17 protein-coding genes, 1 pseudogene and 1 riboswitch are annotated in these 19,946 nt (G+C 60.2%); of the genes and pseudogenes, 7 read left to right on the forward strand and 11 right to left on the reverse strand.

Annotation, left to right across the window (positions count from 1 at the left end; all coding sequences use genetic code 11):
• Positions 1 to 31: 31 nt before the first annotated feature.
• The 5 genes from ACYZT6_RS22200 to ACYZT6_RS22220 form a co-directional block, all read right to left on the reverse strand.
• The gene (locus ACYZT6_RS22200) at positions 32 to 2,770 is read right to left on the reverse strand and encodes a LuxR C-terminal-related transcriptional regulator (protein ID WP_462028642.1); all 2,739 of its coding nucleotides are present in this window, start codon (positions 2,768 to 2,770) and stop codon (positions 32 to 34) included.
• A 286-nt stretch (positions 2,771 to 3,056) separates the two neighbouring features.
• Positions 3,057 to 4,421 carry a DUF1329 domain-containing protein gene (locus ACYZT6_RS22205; RefSeq protein WP_109634739.1) on the reverse strand — a complete coding sequence of 455 codons (1,365 nt, stop codon included), beginning with the start codon at positions 4,419 to 4,421 and terminating at the stop codon, positions 3,057 to 3,059.
• A 28-nt stretch (positions 4,422 to 4,449) separates the two neighbouring features.
• On the reverse strand, positions 4,450 to 6,336 hold the full coding sequence (locus tag ACYZT6_RS22210) for a DUF1302 domain-containing protein (protein ID WP_462028643.1): 1,887 nt from the start codon (positions 6,334 to 6,336) through the stop codon (positions 4,450 to 4,452).
• Between the two features lie 337 nt (positions 6,337 to 6,673).
• Positions 6,674 to 8,356, reverse strand: a complete 1,683-nt coding sequence (locus ACYZT6_RS22215) for a fatty acid--CoA ligase (RefSeq protein WP_462028644.1) — start codon at positions 8,354 to 8,356, stop codon at positions 6,674 to 6,676.
• Between the two features lie 163 nt (positions 8,357 to 8,519).
• Positions 8,520 to 9,149, reverse strand: coding sequence for a LysE family translocator (locus ACYZT6_RS22220; protein WP_461976691.1), 630 nt, complete (start codon positions 9,147 to 9,149; stop codon positions 8,520 to 8,522).
• Positions 9,150 to 9,450: 301 nt separating this feature from the next.
• Between ACYZT6_RS22220 and ACYZT6_RS22225 the strand changes: the two genes are divergently transcribed.
• From ACYZT6_RS22225 to ACYZT6_RS22235, 3 genes are all read left to right on the forward strand, one after another.
• Positions 9,451 to 10,416 carry a 2-hydroxyacid dehydrogenase gene (locus tag ACYZT6_RS22225; protein ID WP_462028645.1) on the forward strand — a complete coding sequence of 322 codons (966 nt, stop codon included), beginning with the start codon at positions 9,451 to 9,453 and terminating at the stop codon, positions 10,414 to 10,416.
• 33 nt (positions 10,417 to 10,449) lie between these two features.
• Positions 10,450 to 11,448 carry a class I SAM-dependent methyltransferase gene (locus ACYZT6_RS22230; RefSeq protein WP_131059460.1) on the forward strand — a complete coding sequence of 333 codons (999 nt, stop codon included), beginning with the start codon at positions 10,450 to 10,452 and terminating at the stop codon, positions 11,446 to 11,448.
• Between the two features lie 39 nt (positions 11,449 to 11,487).
• A riboswitch (yybP-ykoY riboswitch) is annotated at positions 11,488 to 11,612 on the forward strand.
• An 89-nt stretch (positions 11,613 to 11,701) separates the two neighbouring features.
• On the forward strand, positions 11,702 to 12,286 hold the full coding sequence (locus ACYZT6_RS22235; RefSeq protein ID WP_462028646.1) for a TMEM165/GDT1 family protein: 585 nt from the start codon (positions 11,702 to 11,704) through the stop codon (positions 12,284 to 12,286).
• Between the two features lie 148 nt (positions 12,287 to 12,434).
• Here ACYZT6_RS22235 and ACYZT6_RS22240 read toward each other — a convergent pair whose 3' ends face one another.
• On the reverse strand, positions 12,435 to 13,253 hold the full coding sequence (locus tag ACYZT6_RS22240) for a M48 family metallopeptidase (RefSeq protein ID WP_462028647.1): 819 nt from the start codon (positions 13,251 to 13,253) through the stop codon (positions 12,435 to 12,437).
• 1,360 nt (positions 13,254 to 14,613) lie between these two features.
• On the opposite strand from ACYZT6_RS22240, the pseudogene ACYZT6_RS22245 reads away from it, so the two are divergent.
• Together ACYZT6_RS22245 and ACYZT6_RS22250 are read left to right on the forward strand one after the other, a co-directional pair.
• Positions 14,614 to 14,811: pseudogene (locus ACYZT6_RS22245) on the forward strand (HAMP domain-containing protein); the annotation flags it as partial.
• A 111-nt stretch (positions 14,812 to 14,922) separates the two neighbouring features.
• Positions 14,923 to 15,666 carry a methyl-accepting chemotaxis protein gene (locus ACYZT6_RS22250; protein WP_371916308.1) on the forward strand — a complete coding sequence of 248 codons (744 nt, stop codon included), beginning with the start codon at positions 14,923 to 14,925 and terminating at the stop codon, positions 15,664 to 15,666.
• 96 nt (positions 15,667 to 15,762) lie between these two features.
• Here the strand turns inward: ACYZT6_RS22250 and ACYZT6_RS22255 are convergent, their stop codons facing one another.
• Genes ACYZT6_RS22255 through ACYZT6_RS22265 form a run of 3 tightly spaced genes read right to left on the reverse strand, consistent with a single transcriptional unit; the run spans position 15,763 to position 16,874 of the window.
• A complete protein-coding gene (locus ACYZT6_RS22255; protein WP_462028648.1) occupies positions 15,763 to 16,386 on the reverse strand; it encodes an SOS response-associated peptidase in 624 nt (207 codons plus the stop codon).
• Between the two features lie 35 nt (positions 16,387 to 16,421).
• On the reverse strand, positions 16,422 to 16,682 hold the full coding sequence (locus ACYZT6_RS22260) for a putative signal transducing protein (protein WP_462028649.1): 261 nt from the start codon (positions 16,680 to 16,682) through the stop codon (positions 16,422 to 16,424).
• A 9-nt stretch (positions 16,683 to 16,691) separates the two neighbouring features.
• Positions 16,692 to 16,874 carry a CPXCG motif-containing cysteine-rich protein gene (locus tag ACYZT6_RS22265; RefSeq protein ID WP_214378625.1) on the reverse strand — a complete coding sequence of 61 codons (183 nt, stop codon included), beginning with the start codon at positions 16,872 to 16,874 and terminating at the stop codon, positions 16,692 to 16,694.
• 139 nt (positions 16,875 to 17,013) lie between these two features.
• Here ACYZT6_RS22265 and ACYZT6_RS22270 point away from each other — a divergent pair, with 139 nt between their 5' ends.
• The gene (locus ACYZT6_RS22270) at positions 17,014 to 18,180 is read left to right on the forward strand and encodes a 1-acyl-sn-glycerol-3-phosphate acyltransferase (protein ID WP_462028650.1); all 1,167 of its coding nucleotides are present in this window, start codon (positions 17,014 to 17,016) and stop codon (positions 18,178 to 18,180) included.
• 277 nt (positions 18,181 to 18,457) lie between these two features.
• Here ACYZT6_RS22270 and ACYZT6_RS22275 read toward each other — a convergent pair whose 3' ends face one another.
• The gene (locus ACYZT6_RS22275; RefSeq protein ID WP_462028651.1) at positions 18,458 to 18,736 is read right to left on the reverse strand and encodes a hypothetical protein; all 279 of its coding nucleotides are present in this window, start codon (positions 18,734 to 18,736) and stop codon (positions 18,458 to 18,460) included.
• A 192-nt stretch (positions 18,737 to 18,928) separates the two neighbouring features.
• Here ACYZT6_RS22275 and ACYZT6_RS22280 point away from each other — a divergent pair, with 192 nt between their 5' ends.
• Entirely contained in the window at positions 18,929 to 19,135 is a 207-nt protein-coding gene (locus ACYZT6_RS22280; RefSeq protein WP_010458215.1) for a hypothetical protein, read from the forward strand.
• A gap of 195 nt (positions 19,136 to 19,330) precedes the next feature.
• Here the strand turns inward: ACYZT6_RS22280 and ACYZT6_RS22285 are convergent, their stop codons facing one another.
• Complete coding sequence (locus ACYZT6_RS22285; RefSeq protein ID WP_462028652.1) at positions 19,331 to 19,915, reverse strand: YajG family lipoprotein; 585 nt, start codon at positions 19,913 to 19,915, stop codon at positions 19,331 to 19,333.
• Positions 19,916 to 19,946: the final 31 nt, after the last annotated feature.

Consider the following 19,946-nt stretch of genomic DNA (forward strand, 5'->3'; position numbering starts at 1 on the left):
TCTTGTGGACCCTGTAGATCTTGAAAATGCGCTACCCCAGCACCCCCAACTCTTTAGCCCGCGCCACCGCCTGCGTACGCCGCTCAACCCCAAGCTTGCTGTTGATGTGGCTGGCGTGGGTCTTGACCGTGTGCAGCGAGATGAACAGTTGATCGCTGATTTCCTGGTTCGAGCAGCCCTGGGCAATCAGGCGCAGGACGGCCAGCTCACGGGCGCTGAGCGTTTCCGCGCCTGGGGATAACTCCAGCGCCGGACGCGAGGCGGCGGCAGGAAGTTGTTCTACAAGGTTTTGCGAAACCGCGGTTTGTGCACAGAGTTGCAATTGCCCGCGCAGCCAGTCCGGGTGTTCAGCCAGCAATCCGTCGAACGGTTGCAGGACGCCGCCGGTTGCCGCTTCCAGAGCCTGGACCAGCGCCTTGCGAGCCTCTGGCTCACGGCCGCCAGCCAGCAACAAGGCAATTTTCTGCGTCAGCGCCATCACGCTGAGCATTTGCCGTCCCGATTTCTGCCCATGTTCAAGCAGCGCGTTCAAACGGCCTTCGGCCAGCATCGGCTGCCCCTGAATCACCTCCAGCAAGGCTTGCTGCAATTCGATATGCAGCGGCAGCTGTGGATGGAATTCCGGCGGCGCTGCCGCGTGCTCGCCGTTATAGGTCTGGCCCAGTCGCGCCAGCCAGGCTTCGGCCAGATCGGTGCGTCCCTGGGCCAGCCAGAGTTCGCATTTGACCAGAGTGATCATCGCCAGATAGTAGATCGGCGGCACGTCCCAGATGTGCATCAGGCGTTCGGCTTCGGCGAGTTCGGCGAAGGCTTTGGCGAACTCGCCGCTGCTGCCCTCCAGCCGGGCGATCACGCAGTGGCCGATCAATACGCTGATATCACGACAGGCTCGGGCTTCACTCAACCCGGCTTTTAAACGCGCCCGCGCGGCTTGCGGTTGCAAGCGCACAGCCAGCAAAAAGCCCTCGTACAAGGTCAGGCGCGCGCGCACGGCGTAAAGCCGTTGCGGGGATAACCCTTGCAGACGTTGCAGGCCCTGTCGGACTTCTTGCAGCGAGCGCATGATTTCCCCCCGCGCTTGCAGCACGCGCGCGCGGTCGTAATGGGCCAGCGCTTCGAACAGCGGGTTACCGACCCGTTGCGCCAATTCCAGCGACTCGCGGTTCAAGCTGCGTGCACGCCACAAGTCGCCGTCGGCGATCGCCAGGTTGGACAGGGTTGAAAGACACATCAGCCGTTGCCCGTAGCGCTTGGCCGGCAGGCTCTCCAGTGCTTCGGTGCAATAGAGTTGCGTGAGCGCGCGATTACCTCGGCCCCGGGCGATGATGCCGCTCAGGGCCAGCCATTGCGCCAGCATGGACTTCTGCGCGGTGGCCGACGGGGCTGGCAGGAAGCGGCTCAAGTGGGCCGCCAGCTCCTCGGCAGCGTCCAGCTGACAGGCCAGCCCCAACGCCCAGCTGTAAAGCACGATCAACCGCGGCGTGCTGATCAGCAGGCTGTCGGGCAAATCCATTTTCCAACGCAGCAGCATGCCGACGTTCTGTTCGGCGAGCAGTTGTTCTTCAGAGAGGTTTTGCACCAGGTTCGCCGCAACGTCCAGGTGCCCGGCGCGTAACGCCTGCTCCACCGCCTCGTCGAGCAACCCCTGAGCATTGAACCAGCGACAGGCGCGCAGGTGCAGGCTGGCGGCCGGCACAATCGACTGAGCGGTGGGCCGGGTACGCAGCAGGTCGGAAAACAAATGGTGATAGCGATACCAGTGGCCGTGTTCGTCCAACGGCACCAGGAACACTTGGTGCGCCTGAAGGAAACGCAGAATTTCGGCACTGTCATGGGCCTCGCGAACCGCATCGCAGAGCTCGCTGCAAAAACGTTCCTGAGGCGCGGTGTCGTAAAGGAATGACTGCACTTCGGCGGGCAGGCAATCGATGACTTCTTCGAGCAGGTAGTCGCGAATCAGCCCTTCCCCGCCATGCAACGACTGCGGCAACGCACCGTCGGTGCCCGCCTCCGAGGCAGCCAGCAACCAGAAGCGCAGACCGGCGACCCAGCCTTCACTGCGCTGGATCAGGTTTTCCAGCGCCTCGCCACGCAAGGAACTGCTGTGTCGATCAAGCAACGTGAGGGCTTCATCGTGGGTCAGTCGAAGGTCCTGCTCATGCAACTCGAGCAATTGCCGCGACAGGCGCAAACGCGCCAGGTGCCAGTCCGGACGCTGTCGACTGGTCACCATGACCAGCAAGCCATCGGGTAAATGATTGAGGAAAAACTGCAGGCAGCGATCGAGCACCGGGCCCTGGGCCAGATGATAGTCATCCAGCACCAGCAGCAAAGGCTTCATTGGCGAAAGGTGGATGGCCAGCTCATCGAGCAAACCGTCGAGCCATTCTTCGAAGGCGAATGGCTGATGGCGTTGGCGCATTTTCAGCAGGCCCAAGGCTTGGCTGCCGAGTTTCGGAAAGTAATCCTGAAGACCTTCGAGCAGCCGCTCGAGGAAACGGCCCGGATCGCTGTCTCGAGGACTCAACCCCAACCACAGACTGTGCCAATGGGCCGGCAGCCCCTGGCAGAACTCCACCGCCAATGAGCTCTTGCCAAACCCGGCGGGCGCGCTGACCAGCAACAGCCTGCCACCGAGGCCAGCACTCAGGCGCTCGCACAGACGAGGCCGCAGCACATGGCCGTCGGGCAACGGGGGCCGAAAAAAGCGCCCGTCCAGTGCCGCGACGGCAACGCTTGCAGGGCCCGGGAGTGGGGACAGATCAGTCATGGCCGGCTCTTGTTTGAATTGCGGGTGGCGGCGTTGCAGATGTCCGCAGACTATCGGTAAACGAAGAGGGAATGAAGGTTATTGCTACAAATGGCTACAAAAAGAATGTAGGAGCGAGGCTTGCCCGCGATCGGGGATGACGCGGTGTATCTGAAAACATGCGATGTAGATACGGACGCCTTCGCGAGCAAGCTTCGCTCCTACGGATGCATGGATGGCCCGGCAAAAAAAAACGCCCCGAACCAGTCGGGGCGTTTTAGAGGATGCAGCCTCTGTTCAGTGCAGGTTAGCGAACCCCGTCCTGACGCAGTGCAGCGGGTGTGAAATCGCTGGTGGTCGCGGTGAAGCCGAAGTCATAGGCCGACTTCTCTTCGTTCTTCATGCCCAGTGCCAGGTAACGGCCCGATTGCAGGTCGTACAAGGTTTCCAGGGTGTACCAAGGCACTTGAACGTTGTAGTAGTTCTGGGAGTGAGCTTCCGCCACACGCCACAGTTGGTTACGACCGTCGTAGTGGTCGATCACCGCAGCTTGCCAAGTGTCTTCGTCGATGTAGAAGTCACGCTTGGCGTAGATGTGGCGCTGACCTTCCTTCAGGGTGGCGACCACATGCCAGACACGGCGCAGCTCGTAACGAGCCAGGTCCTGGTTGATGTGACCGGCCTTGATGATGTCGTCGTACTTGAGTTGAGGCGAGTCAAGCTTGTAGCTGTCGGAGGCAATGTACATCTCTTTCTTGCCTTCGAGCTTCCAGTCGTAGCGATCCGGCGCGCCGTTGTACATGTCCAGGTTGTCGGAGGTCCGCAGGCCATCCGCCGCAGTACCCGGCCCGTCATAGGACACTTGTGGCGCGCGACGCACGCGACGTTGACCGGCGTTGTAGACCCACGCCGAACGCGGTTCTTTAACCTGGTCGAGGGTTTCGTGCACCAACAGCACACCACCGGCCAGACGTGCCGGCGCGGTCACTTTCTGCTTGAAGTAGAACAGGATGTTGCCCGGGTTCGCCGGATCGTAATCCTTCATCTTGTCGCGGAACACGAACTGATCCTGGAAGTACACCAGGCTATACGAGCCGTTCGGCTGCGGCGTGGCCTGGGTCACCAGACGGGTCACGCTGCCACCGCGATAGCGGGTGATGTGGTTCCAGATGACTTCAACGCCGGTCTTAGGAATCGGGAACGGCACGGCGGTTTCGAAGTTCTCCAGACCGTTGCCGCCGGACACCAGGTTGGTGCTGGTGGCGTTTTTCTTGATCGAGGCAAACACTGCGTCCGGCACGGTCGCGCCGCGATGGGACGGGTAAACCGGCATCTTGAAAGTTTCCGGGTAGCGCTTGAACATCGCGTACTGGCCCGGAGCGAGTTTGTCTTTGTACTGGTCGACGTTCTGCGCCGTGATGGTGAACAGCGGCTTTTCACTGGCGAACGGGTCAGACAGGAAGCCTTTGCCGTCGACGGTGCCGGCGTTTTTCGCCATCGGTTTCCAGGCCGGGATCGAACCATCGGCGTTGCCCGCCATTTCGGCGCCCATCGGCGTCAGGCTCTTGCCCAGTTTGTCCGCTTCGGCGGCAGGCACTGCCGCCATAACGCTGGTCGCCAGCAGCGAAAGCCCCAGAACACCGGCGTGGAACAGACTCTTTGTTATTTTCATATGTGCGTTCGTCCTGAAAAAACAGTGCTTAGAAGTTCACGCCGAAGCTGAGCGCAACGAAGTCGCGGTCATCGACGGTGGTGTACTTGCCATCAAAGAAGTTGGTGTAGGCCAGGCTCGCGGTGTAGGTGTTCTGGTACTCGGCGTCGACGCCCAGGCTCACTGCCTTGCGGCCTTCCTCGAAGTTGCCGCCAGGGCCAGGCGAATAACCGTCTACGTCATGGGACCAAGCCACGTTCGGCTTGAGGTTCACACCGGCGAACACGTCGTTGTATTCCCAGATGGCGCGACCACGGTAGCCCCACGAAGTCGACGTGGTGAAGCCGTCGCTATTGCAGTTGCGGCTGCGGTTGTTGGTCGGAGTGCCCGGGCCGGCACCGTTGATGGTGCTGGTGTTGAGCGCCACGCAAGTGTCTACAGCGCCAGTGGCTGGCAAAGAACCCGGGCCGTAGACCGGATCGCGACCATAACGGACGTCGGAGGTGCTTTCCAGGCCGCCAACGTGTGTCACGCCCACTTCGCCCACCAGGGTCAGACGGCTCGCGCCCATGACTTGGTCAAAGAAGTGCGTCAGGGTGGTCTGGAACTGGGTGATTTCTTTACGACGATAGCCGTGCAGATCTTGACCCGGGCCGGCAGAGAGCAACGAAGCGTTACCCAGAGCGCCGCCCAGAGGACGCACACCGGCGAACAGAATGTCAGTGGAGTTGAGCTGCACCGGTGCGTTCGGACGGTAGCTCAGTTCACCGCTCCACGCCGTGCCGGTAGGCAGGGTGGTGGAGAAGCTCAAACCGTAGAGGCGAATGTCTTCCGGGTATTCGATGAAGTACTTCGAGTTACCCGCCACCAGCAGCGGCGCGAGTGCCGCGAAAGGACCTGGCAGTGCAGCAGCGGTGTTATAGACCGACTGCGGCGCACCCGTGGCGCTGAAGATCGGCGCACGGCTGTGGTAGTTCATGAAGTAGGCACCGAACTCGGTGTCCAGCGGCTCGAACATGTACTTGAGGGACGCGCCCCACTGGCCGCTATCCCGAGCGTCGCGATCGCCACCGCGGCGGACCAGGACGCCTTCCTCGTTGACATCAACGCCGTTGGCGGCCAACGGCCCCAACGCAACGGCTGGAATCTGCGAGCGCTTGTTCAATACGCGCAAGTTGTTGTCGCAACCATCGGCAACGATGTCCGGCTGCGAGAAGAACGTGCCGCAGTTATCGACAACGGTCTGGTCCCATTCCAGCTGATAGAACGCTTCAGCCGACAGGTTTTCGGTCAGGCTCTGAGACACATAGAACATGTTGACCGGGATCAGGCCTTCCTTGATCTCGGCACCCGGACGACGGAACGCGGACACGTCGATCGGGTTGATCGAGTTGATGCCGCCGCCGATGAAGGTACTTTCACCCCAGCTCACGACCTGCTTGCCCAGACGCACGGAGCCCGGCTGATCGGCAACGGAATAGTTGTGGTAGACGAAGGCGTCGAGGATCTGACCGCCGGCGGACTTGGCGCCTTCCTTGCGGTTGCTGTCGCTGATGTCCTTGAACGGACGGCTCTCGTCCTTCAGTTCAAAGTCGTACCAGTATTTGCCACGGACGAAAACGCCGGTGTCGCCATATTTCAGTTCAAGGTCATGGATGCCCTTGAAGATCTTCGAGAAGGTTTTCCCGCTCTCGAAGTTCAAGTGACCGTCATCAGAGGTCTGGGACAGGCCGCGGCCACCGTTGTTCACGCCGATGAGGTTCTTGTTGGCGCTCTCGGTAGACCAGCTCGAGCCGATCGAGAGGGAAGAATCGAACTGACCTTCGATTTCACCAACGTTGAAACTGACGCCGAATGCAGGCCCGGCGAGCGAAGAGGCGAGACTGACCGCCAGGGGCAATTTCGCCCGGCGCCAGAACTTGTTTACTGATGTCATCGACGCTACTCCATGTGCATTATTGTTATGGCAGTTAGCACTTCTAAAAACGTTGTGGGTGACGAGGAGCCAAGGCGTCCCGAAGTCACTCCAAAATTGCATCGCCCCGTTTTGTGCGTTTGCTCCGTTCTTAAAAATCCTTGAGCGGACTATAGCCAGCAGGTAGTAGAGCTTGATCCCTCTAAAGTGTGATTTGCAGCTGCCGGCCACTCTGGAACAGTCCTTTCGCCAGTCCGACACATGTCGGCACGGCAAGGATGGCTGAAAATTCGGATTTCACAAGCCAAGCGCTTGCTTGGTGGGGCTGGCGTGCCCTTTTAGGCACGCCAGAAGACGCTTAAAGCGTCGAAAGGAAGGTGCTGTTGTTGGCCTGCCATTCAGTGATGTCGAGGCGGATACGCTTCTTGTCGAGCTTGCCGACACTGGTCTTGGGAATTTCAGTAACAAGGGCGATCTGGCTCGGGATCGCCCACTTGCTCAGGTGGCCCAATTCCACGAATGGCTTGAGGTGTTCCTTGAGCTCCTTAGCCCCGATCTCATGCCCTTCGCGGATCACCAACAGCGCAAACGGGCGCTCGCCCCACTGCGGATCGGCGATGCCCACCACTGCTACTTCGCGTACCGCCACGTGGCGACTGATCAAATCTTCAAGGTCCAGGGAGGAGATCCACTCCCCGCCGGTCTTGATCACGTCTTTGATCCGGTCGCGAATGTCGATCACGCCCATGCTGTCCAGCGTCGCCACGTCGCCGGTGTGCAGCCAACCCCCGGCCCAGAGCTCGGCGCCCTTCTGCGGCTCGTTGAAGTAGCCCTCGGTGAGCCACGGCGCACGCAGCACCAGTTCACCCTGAGTCTCGCCATCGGCGGGCAGGAAGTTGCCGTCGGTGTCGACGATCGCCGCCTCCACCAAAGGCCCCGGCACGCCAGCCTTGATTCGATACGTGGTGCGTTCGTCTTCGGTGCCGGCCATCAGCTCATCGTTGAGGTGAGCACAGGACACCAACGGTCCGGTTTCCGACATGCCGTAAGCCGCGGTCAACTGAATGCCCTTGGCCTTGGCCGCTTCGTAGAGCGCGCGGTTCAGCGCACTGCCGCCGATAACGATTTTCCAGCCACCAAAGTCAGTGGCTTGCGCGGCCTTGGAGTTAAGGACCATTTGCAGAATGGTGGGTACGCAATGGGAAAAGGTGACCTTCTCCTTGCGCCACAGCTCCACCAGGAATTCCGGGTCGTAACGCCCGGGGTAAACCTGTTTGAGCCCGAGCATGGTCGCCACATACGGCAAACCCCAGGCATGCACGTGGAACATCGGCGTGATCGGCATGTACACGTCGTTGGTGCCCAGCAGGCGCACGCTGTCGATGGCGCCCATGATGGTCGACACGCCCATGGTGTGCAGCACCAGTTGCCGATGGGTGAAGTACACACCTTTAGGGTTACCGGTGGTGCCCGTGGTGTAGAACGTGGTCGCGACCGAGTTTTCGTCGAAATCCTGGAAGTCGTATTGCGTGCTCGCGGCTGCCAGCAACTGCTCGTACTCGCCAACCAGGTTCGGCAAGTCAGCAGTTTTTTCCGGCAGATCAGTCAGCAGCAGGGTTTTCTCGACCGTGGTCAGGTGCCCGGCAATCGCCTGGTACAGCCCGACGAACTCGCTGTTGACCAGCACAAAGCGGTCCTCGGCGTGGTTCATGGTGTAGAGGATCTGTTCGGGAGACAGGCGCACGTTGATGGTGTGAATCACCGCACCGATCATCGGGATGGCAAACATGCATTCCAGATACCGATGGCTATCCCAGTCCATCACCGCCACGGTATCACCGGCCTTGACGCCAGCTTGCGTGAGCACGTTGGCCAGCCGCGCGACTCGCTCGATCAGGGTCGGATAGCTATAGCGCATCTGGTCGCGGTAAATGATCTCGCGGGTTTTCTCGTAACGAGCGCCGGACATCAGCAGCCGCTTGATCAGCAACGGATACTGGTAAGCGCCTTCGGCTGGGGGGATAACGCGAGTCTGCAACATAAGAATCCCTTTTCTGACTGCACGGTGTTGGCTTTTAGAGGCAACCACTCTAGAACCCTTATACGCCGGCCAAATCAGCCAAAGGAATGATTTGCAGAGCCATACAAATGCTAGCTTTGCGCCAGCATTTGAGGGATTTCATTATCCGAAAGGCGCTTCGCGATTAATGCGCTTCGGTGAAGGCGAGTTTGACGCCGATGGCGATCAACACCACACCCATGGTCCGGTCGAACCAGTGGCCCATGCGGGCGAAACCGGCGCGCACGCGTTGCTGGCTGAACAGCCGCGCCACCAGGCAGAACCAAACAGCCGTCGCCGCCGCGAGATAGATCCCGTAGCCCGCCTGTACCGCTAACGGTGTGTGCGGGTTGATCACCACGGTGAACAACGACAGGAAGAACAGCGTGGCTTTCGGGTTCAGACCGTTGGTCACGAAACCTGAGGTGAAGGCGCCGCGTGGCGTGCGTTCGCCGGCTTCCTTGTGCAGATCGTCGGCAACCGGTTTGGCCGGTTGCGCGCGCAAGGCCTTGTAGCCGATGTACAGCAAGTAAGCGGCTGCCGCCCATTTCAAGGCGTTGAACAGCACGATCGACTGGGACACGATCAGGCCGATGCCGAGCAGCGAATAACCGACGTGCAGGAAAATCGCCGTACCGACGCCCAGCGCTGTCCAGGTCCCGGCGCGACGGCCGTGAGTCACGCTTTCACGGACCACCACGGCGAAATCCGGGCCGGGGCTGGCGACGGCGAGCAAGTGAATCAGGGCAACGGTCAAGAACTCTGTCCAGTACATGGGGGGCTCCTCTGGGGCAGATCGGTCAAATAAAAAATCCAGGCAACAACATCATCAGCAGCTGGCGAAGCCTGCGTTCGGCTGCGCAGCAGTCGTGAAATCAGGCACCGCAGTCTTTCAGAAAAACTGCGTGCTCAGGTTTTACGACTGCTGCGCAGCCGAACGCAGGCTTCGCCAGCTGCTACAGGGGCGTCGCTGCTTCATCAACTCGCGAACAATTTGGTGCACTGCGTAACCATTTGTTTCATCTGGTAGGCTCGGCAGATTACGCCTTCAGTTCAATGCATAAAAGGTACAGTTGATGACGAACTCTCGCCGCGCCGTTTTCCTCGACCATCCGTCCCTGGACTTGGGCGATCTCGACCTCAGCCCGTTGCGCGACTGCTTCGACGACTTGCAGCTGTTCGCACAAACCACGCCGGAGCAGGTGATCGAACGCCTCAACGGCGCCACCGTGGCCATCAGCAACAAAATCCTGATCGACGCCGCCGCCATCGCCGCCAGCCCCGACCTGAAGCTGATTTTGATCACCGCCACTGGCACCAATAATGTCGATCTCGCGGCCGCTCGCGCACACGGCATCACGGTCTGTAACTGCCAGGGTTACGGCACGCCATCGGTGGCGCAGCACACGATCATGTTGCTGCTCAACCTGGCCACGCGCCTGGCCGATTATCAGAAAGCCGTCGGTGAAGGCCGCTGGCAGCAAGCGAAACAGTTCTGCCTGCTGGATTACCCGATTGTCGAACTTGAGGGAAAAACCCTCGGCCTGCTCGGCCATGGTGAACTGGGTGGCGCGGTCGCACGACTTGCCGAAGCATTCGGCATGCGCGTGCTGCTGGGCCAGATTCCGGGGCGCCCTGCCCGGCCGGATCGCTTGCCGCTGGATGAACTGCTGCCGCAGATCGACGCCCTCACCCTGCATTGCCCACTCAACGAACACACCCGCCACTTCATCGGCGCCCCAGAACTGGCCTCGATGAAACCCGGCGCTTTCGTCGTCAATACCGCGCGCGGTGGCTTGATCGATGAACAGGCGCTGGCCGATGCCTTGCGCAACGGTCATCTGGGCGGCGCGGCCACCGATGTGCTGAGCGTCGAGCCACCGACTGCCGGCAATCCCTTGCTGGCCCACGACATCCCACGGCTGATTGTCACACCGCACAACGCCTGGGGCAGTCGCGAGGCGCGGCAGCGGATCGTCGGTCAGTTGACCGAAAACGCGAAGGGCTACTTCAGCGGTAAAGCGCTGCGGGTCGTCAGTTGATAGACTGCGGCACTTTTTTTCACAGGAGCAGTTATGGATCCGCGCAGTGAAGTACTGCTTCGTCAGGCCGAGTTATTCCAGGGTTCGGTGTTGTTGGCCGGTTTGCCCGCCGACGATTTGCTGGGCCGACTGCCTGATGCCCACGGCTGGTGCTGGCACGCCGGCGATCAAGCGGCGCTGGACGCGCGTTTTGCCGAGCGCAGCCATTTTGGTGTGAACGCACCCGAGCGTGAGTTCGAGACGGCCGTGGTGTTTTTGCCCAAGTCCAAGGACCTGACCGACTACATCCTCAACGCCCTCGCCTCGCGCCTGGCCGGTCGCGAGTTGTATCTGGTGGGGGAAAAACGCAGCGGCATCGAAGGTGCGGCCAAGCAACTAAACCCGTTCGGCAAGCCACGCAAGCTCGACAGCGCGCGGCATTGCCAGCTCTGGCTGGTCACCGTGGCCAACGCGCCAGAAGCCAAGTCGCTGGAAAGCCTGGCCCAGACGTATGAATTGCCGCTGGCCGAAGGTCCACTGAAAGTCATCAGCCTGCCGGGGGTGTTCAGTCACGGTCGGCTGGATCGCGGCAGCGCGTTGCTGCTGGAGCATTTGGACAAGTTGCCAAGCGGCCACTTGCTCGACTTCGGTTGCGGTGCGGGCGTGTTGGGCGCCGCGGTGAAACGCCGTTATCCGCACAATCAGGTTACGTTGCTCGACGTGGATGCGTTCGCTGCCGCCAGCAGTCGCCTGACCCTTGCCGCCAACGGTCTGGAAGCTGATGTGATCACCGGTGACGGCATCGACGCGGCACCGATGGGTTTGAGTGCAATTCTGAGCAACCCTCCGTTCCATGTCGGCGTCCACACAGATTACTTCGCCACCGAGAACTTGCTGCGAAAAGCAGCCAAACATCTGAAAAACGGCGGCGAACTGCGCCTTGTCGCCAACAGCTTCCTGAAGTATCAACCGCTGATCGAAGAGCACCTTGGCGTGTGCGCGATCAAGGCTGAAGGCCAGGGATTCAGGATTTACCGGGCCAAACGCGGATAAAACTTTCTGCTTGCCCAATCGGATTTGCCTAGGCAGAATCCGCTCCGTCCTAGGGGAGTAGTCTCCCACGAGCGCCATGCTCGTCCGGCATACGTCAACATACTTGGTCAACAGACCATGGCGTATGCGACCCAAGCGTCCGCATCAGACGGATCGCAGGGTTTGACAAGACCTATGACACGAACACCTTACCCGGGGCGGGAAGGCTGTACGTGTCATAGCCGTGTCGACCCGCCCCTTAGGAAAACCCCTGATGCTGGACTCTTTGCTCGTTCCCACCGCAATCGTTGCCTTGGCCGAAATCGGCGACAAGACACAACTGCTTGCGCTCATTCTCGCTGCCCGCTTTCGCAAACCCTGGCCGATCATCGCCGGCATCGTCGCCGCGACCCTGGCCAACCACGCGGCAGCCGGCGCGGTAGGTGCCTGGTTCGGGAGTTTCTTCTCGGATGCGGTGTTGCACTGGATCCTCGCAGCGAGCTTCGCCGCGACTGCGCTGTGGACCCTGGTCCCGGACAAGATGGACGACGATGAAGCCGGCACCGCCCGCAAGTTCGGGCCGTTCCTGACTACGCTGATTGCGTTTTTCCTGGCCGAAATGGGCGACAAAACCCAGGTCGCCACGGTGATGCTCGCCGCGCAATACCCGGAACTGTGGCTGGTGATCATCGGCACCACCGCCGGGATGTTGATTGCCAACGTGCCCGTGGTGTTGGCGGGTAACTTTGCGGCGGATAAATTGCCGCTCACCCTGATCCGTCGACTGGCGGCGTCGGCGTTTTTTATCCTGGCGATTGTTGCGGTGTACAAGGCGATGCAGAGCAGTGGGTGGGTTTGATGCGGTAGGTCGGTAGACCGCGTTATCGTTCTTCGCGGGCAAGCCACGCTCCCACAGGTTTCTGGTCGATCACAAAATTTGTGTACAACACAAAACCTGTGGGAGCGTGGCTTGCCCGCGAAGGCGTCAGTGCCGTCAACGCCTACTATCAGGATTTCGGCGCTTTCTCGTACAACGGCATCACCTTCGGAATCGCCCCCTGCAACGCCGCCGTCCGGCTGGACGAAGCCGGGTGAGTGCTCAAGAACTCCGGCGGCGCGCCTTCCGAGGCTTTGCTCATCTTGTTCCACAACGTGATCGCGGCGTTCGGGTTGTATCCGGCACGAGCCGCCAGTTCCAGGCCAATCAGGTCCGCCTCGTTTTCATTGCCACGACTGTTGGGCAAGGTCATGCCGTATTTCGCCACGGTGTCCGCCAGGGCCAGGCTGTCCTGGCCCAGACCGAGCAACGCGCCAGCGCCCTGCTTGGCCATTTCGATACCGTACGCCTTGGACATCGCCTCACGACCATGCTCGCGCAGGGCGTGAGCGATTTCATGGCCCATGATCGCGGCGATTTCATCGTCGGTGAGTTGCAGTTTGTCGATCAGCCCTGTGTAGAAAATGATCTTGCCGCCAGGCCCGCAGTTGGCGTTGAGCTCGTCGCTCTTGATCAGGTTGACTTCCCATTTCCACTGGGCCGAATCCGGGCGGAAAACCGGCGCCTGGGCAATCAGTCGATCGGCAATCAACTGAACGCGCTTGGCGTCGTTACTGGTCTTGTCCAGCACGCCTTTGGTGTTCGCCTCTCCGACAGTCTTTTGATACGACTGAGCGTACATCTGGTTGACTTCGTCGGTGGACAACATGCTGAACATGTACTGCTTGCGCTCAACACCCACGGCGCCACCGCTGGTGGTATTGACCGACTGACAACCGGCAAGCAGCAAACCTGCACTCAGCGCACACACAACCAATGTCTTGTTCATCAAAAAACTCCCTGGAAACATGGCGCGTATCCTGGGCGGGAATGGTCTCGACGCCAGTTACGCAAATGAGTAGACGCACATTTCAGCCAAAACTCTCATGGCCGTAGGAAAAAATTCACATACCGACGCCCGCCACGGCCGACAACGGCCCGCAATGATTCATTTGCGACATCCAACACTCCAAAACAGCCATTTCGCCCGACCCCGCTCATGGCCCTCCGGGCTCCTGCCGATACACCACCGCAGACGTCCTCTTGCGTGCGGAGCACCCATGAAATTCAAGTCGATCCAGTTTTCCGTGGCAGCCCTCGCCGGCGCCATCGTTCTTAGCGTAGTCGCCGCGCTGGTGCTGTACGCACTGTTTTCCGGCGCCCGGACGCAAGACATGGTCCAGGAGCGGACCCAGGCGCAATTCGAGCAAGTGATCGAGCAGCGGCTGACCTCTCTGGCGCAAACCCAGGTCAGCCAGATCCAGCGTGAACTCGAAGCGCCGCTGCTGATCGCCGGCGGCCTGGTGCGGGTCAACGCGCTGATCGGCACACCGGGCGCCGATGGCCAGCCGCAGCTGAGCCTGAGCCGTGAGCAGTTGATCAGCCTGATCAAGGAAAACGTGGTCAAGAACCCGAAAATTCTCGGCACTTATATAGGCTGGGAAAAAGACGCGCTCGACCACAACGACGCAGCCTACGTCGACACCAAGGTGGTCGGCATCGACGCCAGCAACGGACGCTTCCTGCCGTGGTGGTTCCGCAACGAGGACGGCACCCTGGGCCTGGACAAACTGGTGGACGTTGATGACCAGAAAACCCTGTCCACCGGGGTCCGCGCCAGCGAGTACTACCTGTGCTCGAAAGAAACCAAAAAATCCTGTGTGATAGATCCGGCGCCCTACAAGGTCGGCGACAAGATCGTCATGCTCGCTTCCTTCATTGAACCGATCATGCTCAACGGCGCCTTCCAAGGCATCGTCGGCGCCGATCTGTCGGTGAACTTCATCCAGGAAATGTTGCTGGGCGCGAATCAGAAACTGTACAGCGGCGCAGGGGAAATGGCGCTGATCGGCGGTAATGGCCGAATCGTTGCCTACACCAAGGACCCGAGCAAATTCGGCGAGAAGGTCAGCGACATCCTCGACAGCAAGCAGATCGCCAACATGGCCAACCTCAAGCGCGGCGAAGTGACCTACACCGTCGACAAGGCCCAGGGCCGGATCGAGCTGTACTTGCCGTTCGGCATCGGCCAGACCGATGCGCGCTGGACCTTGATGCTGCAACTGCCGCTGAACGCAGTGATGGCCGACCTGCAAAAACTCCAGCGTGACCTGGACGCTCAACGCAAATCCGACACCTTCGGTATGGCCATGGTCGGTTTGTTGATCGCCGGTATCGGTTTGCTGGTGATCTGGCTGGTGGGCCACGGTATTGCCCGCCCGCTCAAGCAAATGGTCGCGATGCTTGACGATATTGCCAAAGGTGAAGGCGACCTGACGCGCCGCCTGACCAGTGACCGCGCCGACGAACTGGGCTCGATCGCCAAAGGCTTCAACACGTTCCTGGCCAAACTACAGGCGATGATCACCCAGGTGGTGACGTCGGTGCAGAGCGTCAGCGATTCGTCTGAACACACCGCCGACATTGCGATCCGCACCAACATCGGCGTGCAGAAGCAAATGGCCGAGATCGATCAAGTGGCCACCGCGGTGCATGAAATGACCGCCACCGCGCAAGACGTGGCACGCAACGCGACCCAGGCTGCGCAAGCCGCCAGCCATGCCGATCAGGCAGCGGCCCAGGGCATGCAAATCGTGCGCGATACGTCGAACTCGATTGGCGTGCTGGCGGTGGAAATCGGCAAGGCCGTTGGCGTCGTGCAGACCCTGGCCAAGGACAGCGAGAACATCAACGCAATCCTGACCGCCATTCGCGGGATCGCCGAACAAACCAATCTACTCGCCTTGAACGCGGCCATTGAAGCCGCCCGCGCTGGCGAACAGGGCCGTGGTTTTGCGGTGGTGGCCGATGAGGTGCGCAACCTGGCGCAGAAAACCCAGAAGGCCACGGAAGAAATCCAGACCATGATCCAGCAGTTGCAACAAGGCACCCGCGATGTGGTGCGGGTGATGGAGGACAGCCAGAACCGCACTGACGAAAGCGTGCAACATGCGGCGAAAGCCGCCGAGGCCTTGGAGACCATTACTCAGGCGGTGTCGGTGATCAATGACATGAACACGCAGATTGCCAGCGCGGCCGAGGAACAGAGTGCGGTGGCTGACGACATCAACAGGAACGTGATCAACATTGGACAAGTGGCCAATGAAGTGGCTGGCGGGGCGGATGAATCGAGTGCGGCGAGTGCGGATTTGACCAAGCTGGCTGAGCAGCAGCGGCGGTTGATCAATCAGTTCAAGGTCTGATCCGAGGGCCCCTTCGCGGGCAAGCCTCGCTCCTACAGGACAGAGTGATCCGTAGGAGCGAGGCTTGCCCGCGAAGGCGTCGGTACAGGCGCCGAATCAACCGGGGGTCAAACACTCTGGCCCATTCAGCTTCGGATCATTCACCAGATTCGCCAACACCCGCTCGCGCAATGCGGCGGGCTCACTGGCCAGCAACGCCTGCAACGTATGCAATGGCGTTTCAGGATTCAACCACGCTTCCTGCCCCGCCGCATCCAGAATCAGCGGCCGACGCTGACTCGCCGCTGGCTGAGTGATCACTGCCGTGCTCAACCACACCTGCTCCTGCACCGGATACGCTTCCCAGATTGCGGCAAAAAACAATGTCGAGCCTTCCCCCGGCGTCAGCCAATACGGTCGCTTGCGGGTCGTGCCACGCCATTCGTAAAAACCGTTGGCCGGCAGCAGGCAACGGCGTTCGCGCAGGGCCTGGCGAAACATCGGTTGTTCGGCAACGGTTTCGGCCCGGGCATGGGCCGGGGTGCGCGAAAGATCCGTCAGCCACGGCGGCGTCAAACCCCAGCGCGCTCGAGCCAGCTCACGCTGACCGTCAACGCCGGCACGCAGCATCAGCACCGAATCATTGGGAGAAATATTCCACTGGGCCTGCTGATCGGCGGGGAAGCCAGGCAGGGCCGCGAAGGCGGGGTTCCAGCGAAACAGGGCATAACGTCCACACATGGGGCAACACGACTCTCAATAAAACGAACGCCAGCCTAACAGACCAGCGTGCCGGGAAAACTCTCCGGCTCATCACCGGGCAGTGGCAGCGCGGCATTGTACGCGGTGATCAGTTCGCGGGCGTATTCGGCCTGGTCGTTATCCACCGACAAGCCCAGCAGGCCATAGACCGGCAATTCGCCGGTCCCGCCAAGCAAATCGCGCCCCACCAGATGCGCCTCGATGCCCTCGCTGGCCAGCATGCCTCGCAGCAACTCACCTTCCATCAGGTTCTCCGGATCATAGATTCGCTGCATAGACGCCCCTCACTCATTTTCGCTGAACACTTCGAGATGCCATTCCTCTCCGTCAACCTGCAACACAAACGTTATCGGCCGACAGCACACCTGACAGTCCTCGATATAGGTCTGATCGCCTCCGGACAGATCCACGGTCGTCTCAACCTCTTCACCACAATACGGACATTCATACTGCGCAGTTTCCAGCATCGCGGTCTCCCAGGTGACTTGTGCGTATAATCGCCGGTCTATTTGCAGGGCTATTTTTGTCTGGCTACCTTTTCAGACCGTGCCCCGTTGGTTTTCGAGCAAAACCTTTACTTACCCTAGCCGTTTCTAACAAGAGAGCATGATGGGCGAATTCGATGCCATCCGACCGTACGACGATAGCGAAGTCCCAGCGGTGCTGGACCGGCTGCTCGGCGACAAGGCGTTTCTAGACATCCTCATCCACTTCCGCTTCCCGCGCTTTGCCGGTGCTTTCGGCTGGGCGCTCAAACCTCTTATAGCTCATCGGCTGCGCCGTGAGTTCTCTGGCGTCACGTCAGTGGCCACGTTGCAGGATAAAGTCGAGATGTATGTCGACCACACTATCGAACGGGCCACGGACGGTGTGACGTACACCGGCGTCGAGCAGTTCAAGTCCGGCAGCGCGTACCTGTTCATTGCCAACCACCGCGACATCGTGATGGACCCGGCCTTCGTCAACTACGCCGTGTACCACGCCGGCCTGCCGACACCGCGCATCGCGATCGGCGACAACCTGCTGCAAAAGCCCTTCGTCAGCGATTTGATGCGCCTGAACAAGAGCTTCATCGTGCACCGTTCAATCACCGGTCGACGCGAGAAGATGGCGGCGTATCAGCTGCTGTCGGCCTACATCAACCACTCGATCCGCAACGATTGCGCTTCTATCTGGATCGCCCAGGCCGAGGGCCGGGCCAAGGACGGCGACGACCGTACCGAGTCGGCGATCCTGAAAATGTTTCACATGAGCCGCAAGGACGAGCCGTTCGGCGAAGTCATCCGCTCGTTGAACGTCAGCCCCGTGTCGATCAGCTACGAATACGACCCGTGCGACCAGGCCAAGGCCCGCGAACTGTTCATCCGCGCCACCACCGGCAGCTACACCAAAGTGCCGGGTGAAGACGACGTCAGCATCGCCAAGGGCATCACCGGCTACAAAGGCCGGGTGCATGTGAACTTCGCTGCGCCGATCACCGAACTGTTCGACGACACCAAGCAATTGGCGATCGAGATGGACCGGCAGATCCTTGGTGGCTACCGGTTGTTCCCGGTGCACTACCTGGCTTACTCCCAGTGGAAAGACGCCGACCCGCAACTGCAGGTGCCGAAAGCCGCCGAAGTGTTTGCGGCCGACGAACTGGCCAAGGCACAGGAAGAATGGCGGCGTCGCCTGGAGGCTTGCCCCGAGGAACATCGCCCGTTCATGGTGCTGCAATATGCGACGCCGGTGCGTAATCAGTACCGGGTGAAAGCGGGATTGCCGCTGTAGGTTTTTCGACTGGATACGACAACGGCGCCTTTGGGCGCCGTTTCTATTTGCCTGACACAACATCATTGTGGCGAGGGGACTCTGTGGCGAGGGGACTTGTCCCCGTTCGGCTGCGCAGCAGTCGTAAATCCAGCAAGCGCGGTGTGTCAGAGGAAAACGGGTTGCAGGGTTTGGGGCCGCTTCGCAGCCCAACGGGGACAAGTCCCCTCGCCACAGAGTCCCCTCAGCAGCTCCTCACCACAGAAGCTCCATCACCACAGGGGTTGGTGTTAAAGATTCAAAACCGGGTGCTGATCCACGACACCAGCAACGCCAACCCCAGGCAGGCGAAACCGAAACGGTAGAAGAACCGGTTCATGCGCAAGGTCGCCCAATCCAGGATGGGCTCTTCGCTCGGGCGGCTCTGGCGCTGGGCCGCCAGGCTGGCCATGGCGCGTTGTTCTCGGCGACGAGTAGCATGCAGCAGCCAGCCGCCCGGGAACGCCAGCAGCAAGGCCAGCAGGTTGATCAGCTTGGCGGGGTGGTTGGTGAACAGCGAAATCAAATGCAACGACATCACGGACCTCGGCAAAACAGGTGTGACAAACGCCGAACCGACGATTGCGGCGCGGATTCTACCGAAAGCCTGTCCACCTGCCCTGCCTTTCCGACAAATAACGAAACATCTGACTAAATGCTGTCCTGTGTCACGGTACCGTCATCTGCATACGCCAGTCTGGCGGCCCTCGAAACCGACACGGAAATTGTCATGTTGCACGCTGAAAACCAGGACCGCCTCTACCTCATCGCCCAGAGTGACGAACAACAAAACCTCGTAGGAAGCCTCGCCTTTAACGTTCAAGACCGCCACTGGCTGGTTTATTGCGCGTTGGGTGGGCATCAACATGCGGATTTGCCGGAGACGGATTTGCTGACAGGTGTGAGTGTGCTGGATTTTTATTCGCAAGCTGCCTGACCACCACTGATCCCTTGTAGGAGCGAGGCTTGCCCGCGAAGACGGTCTCCTATTCAACATTGATGTTGCCTGACACACCGCTTTCGCGGGCAAGCCTCGCTCCTACAGGTGGAACGCGTAAAGCCGCAAAATAGGTGAGCATGAAAAAGCCCGGGACCATTGCTGGCACCGGGCTTTTTTGAATCTCGCGAACCGTTATTCGCTGAGAACCTGACCAATCGTCGGATCCTTGAACAGACGCGTCAACGCATCGCTCAACACATCACTGACCAGCTTGGTGTTGGTTTCCTGATTCGGCGCCATACCAAAACGCTGATCCAGGGACGCACCGTAACGACCGCTGTAACGACGGTTGGCATTCTGCACATCAGAGCGGAACGTCGCGCCGATGGTCGCCTCGGTCACGTACATGCCTTCTTTGGGCGACTGATACTTCAGCTCGGCCAAGGTCACCGTCAACTGCGGAGCATTCAGCGCATTCGACGTCGGGGTAAAGCCCAGCAGCCGCACGGCCGCCTCGGCCTGAGCCTGCAACTTCGGCAGGATTTGCGCGCCCTGCACGGTGATCGCGCTGGTCTCAGGGTACAAGCCACCACGGGTGCCCAGGGTTGGCGACGGACGACCGTCCACCACACGCACCACCACCGGCTGACCATGGCCGACCGGCGCCAGCTGAGTCGTCAGCTTGGGTTCAGGGTTCAGTTGTTGCGGGCTGTGGGCGCAGCCGACTAGGGTCAAACTGGTCACAGTGATCAAACCGAACAACAGGCGTTGCAACATGCTCTTCTCTCCAGAATCAGGCACAAACAGG

The sequence above is a fragment of the Pseudomonas sp. RT6P73 genome, assembly GCF_054897715.1.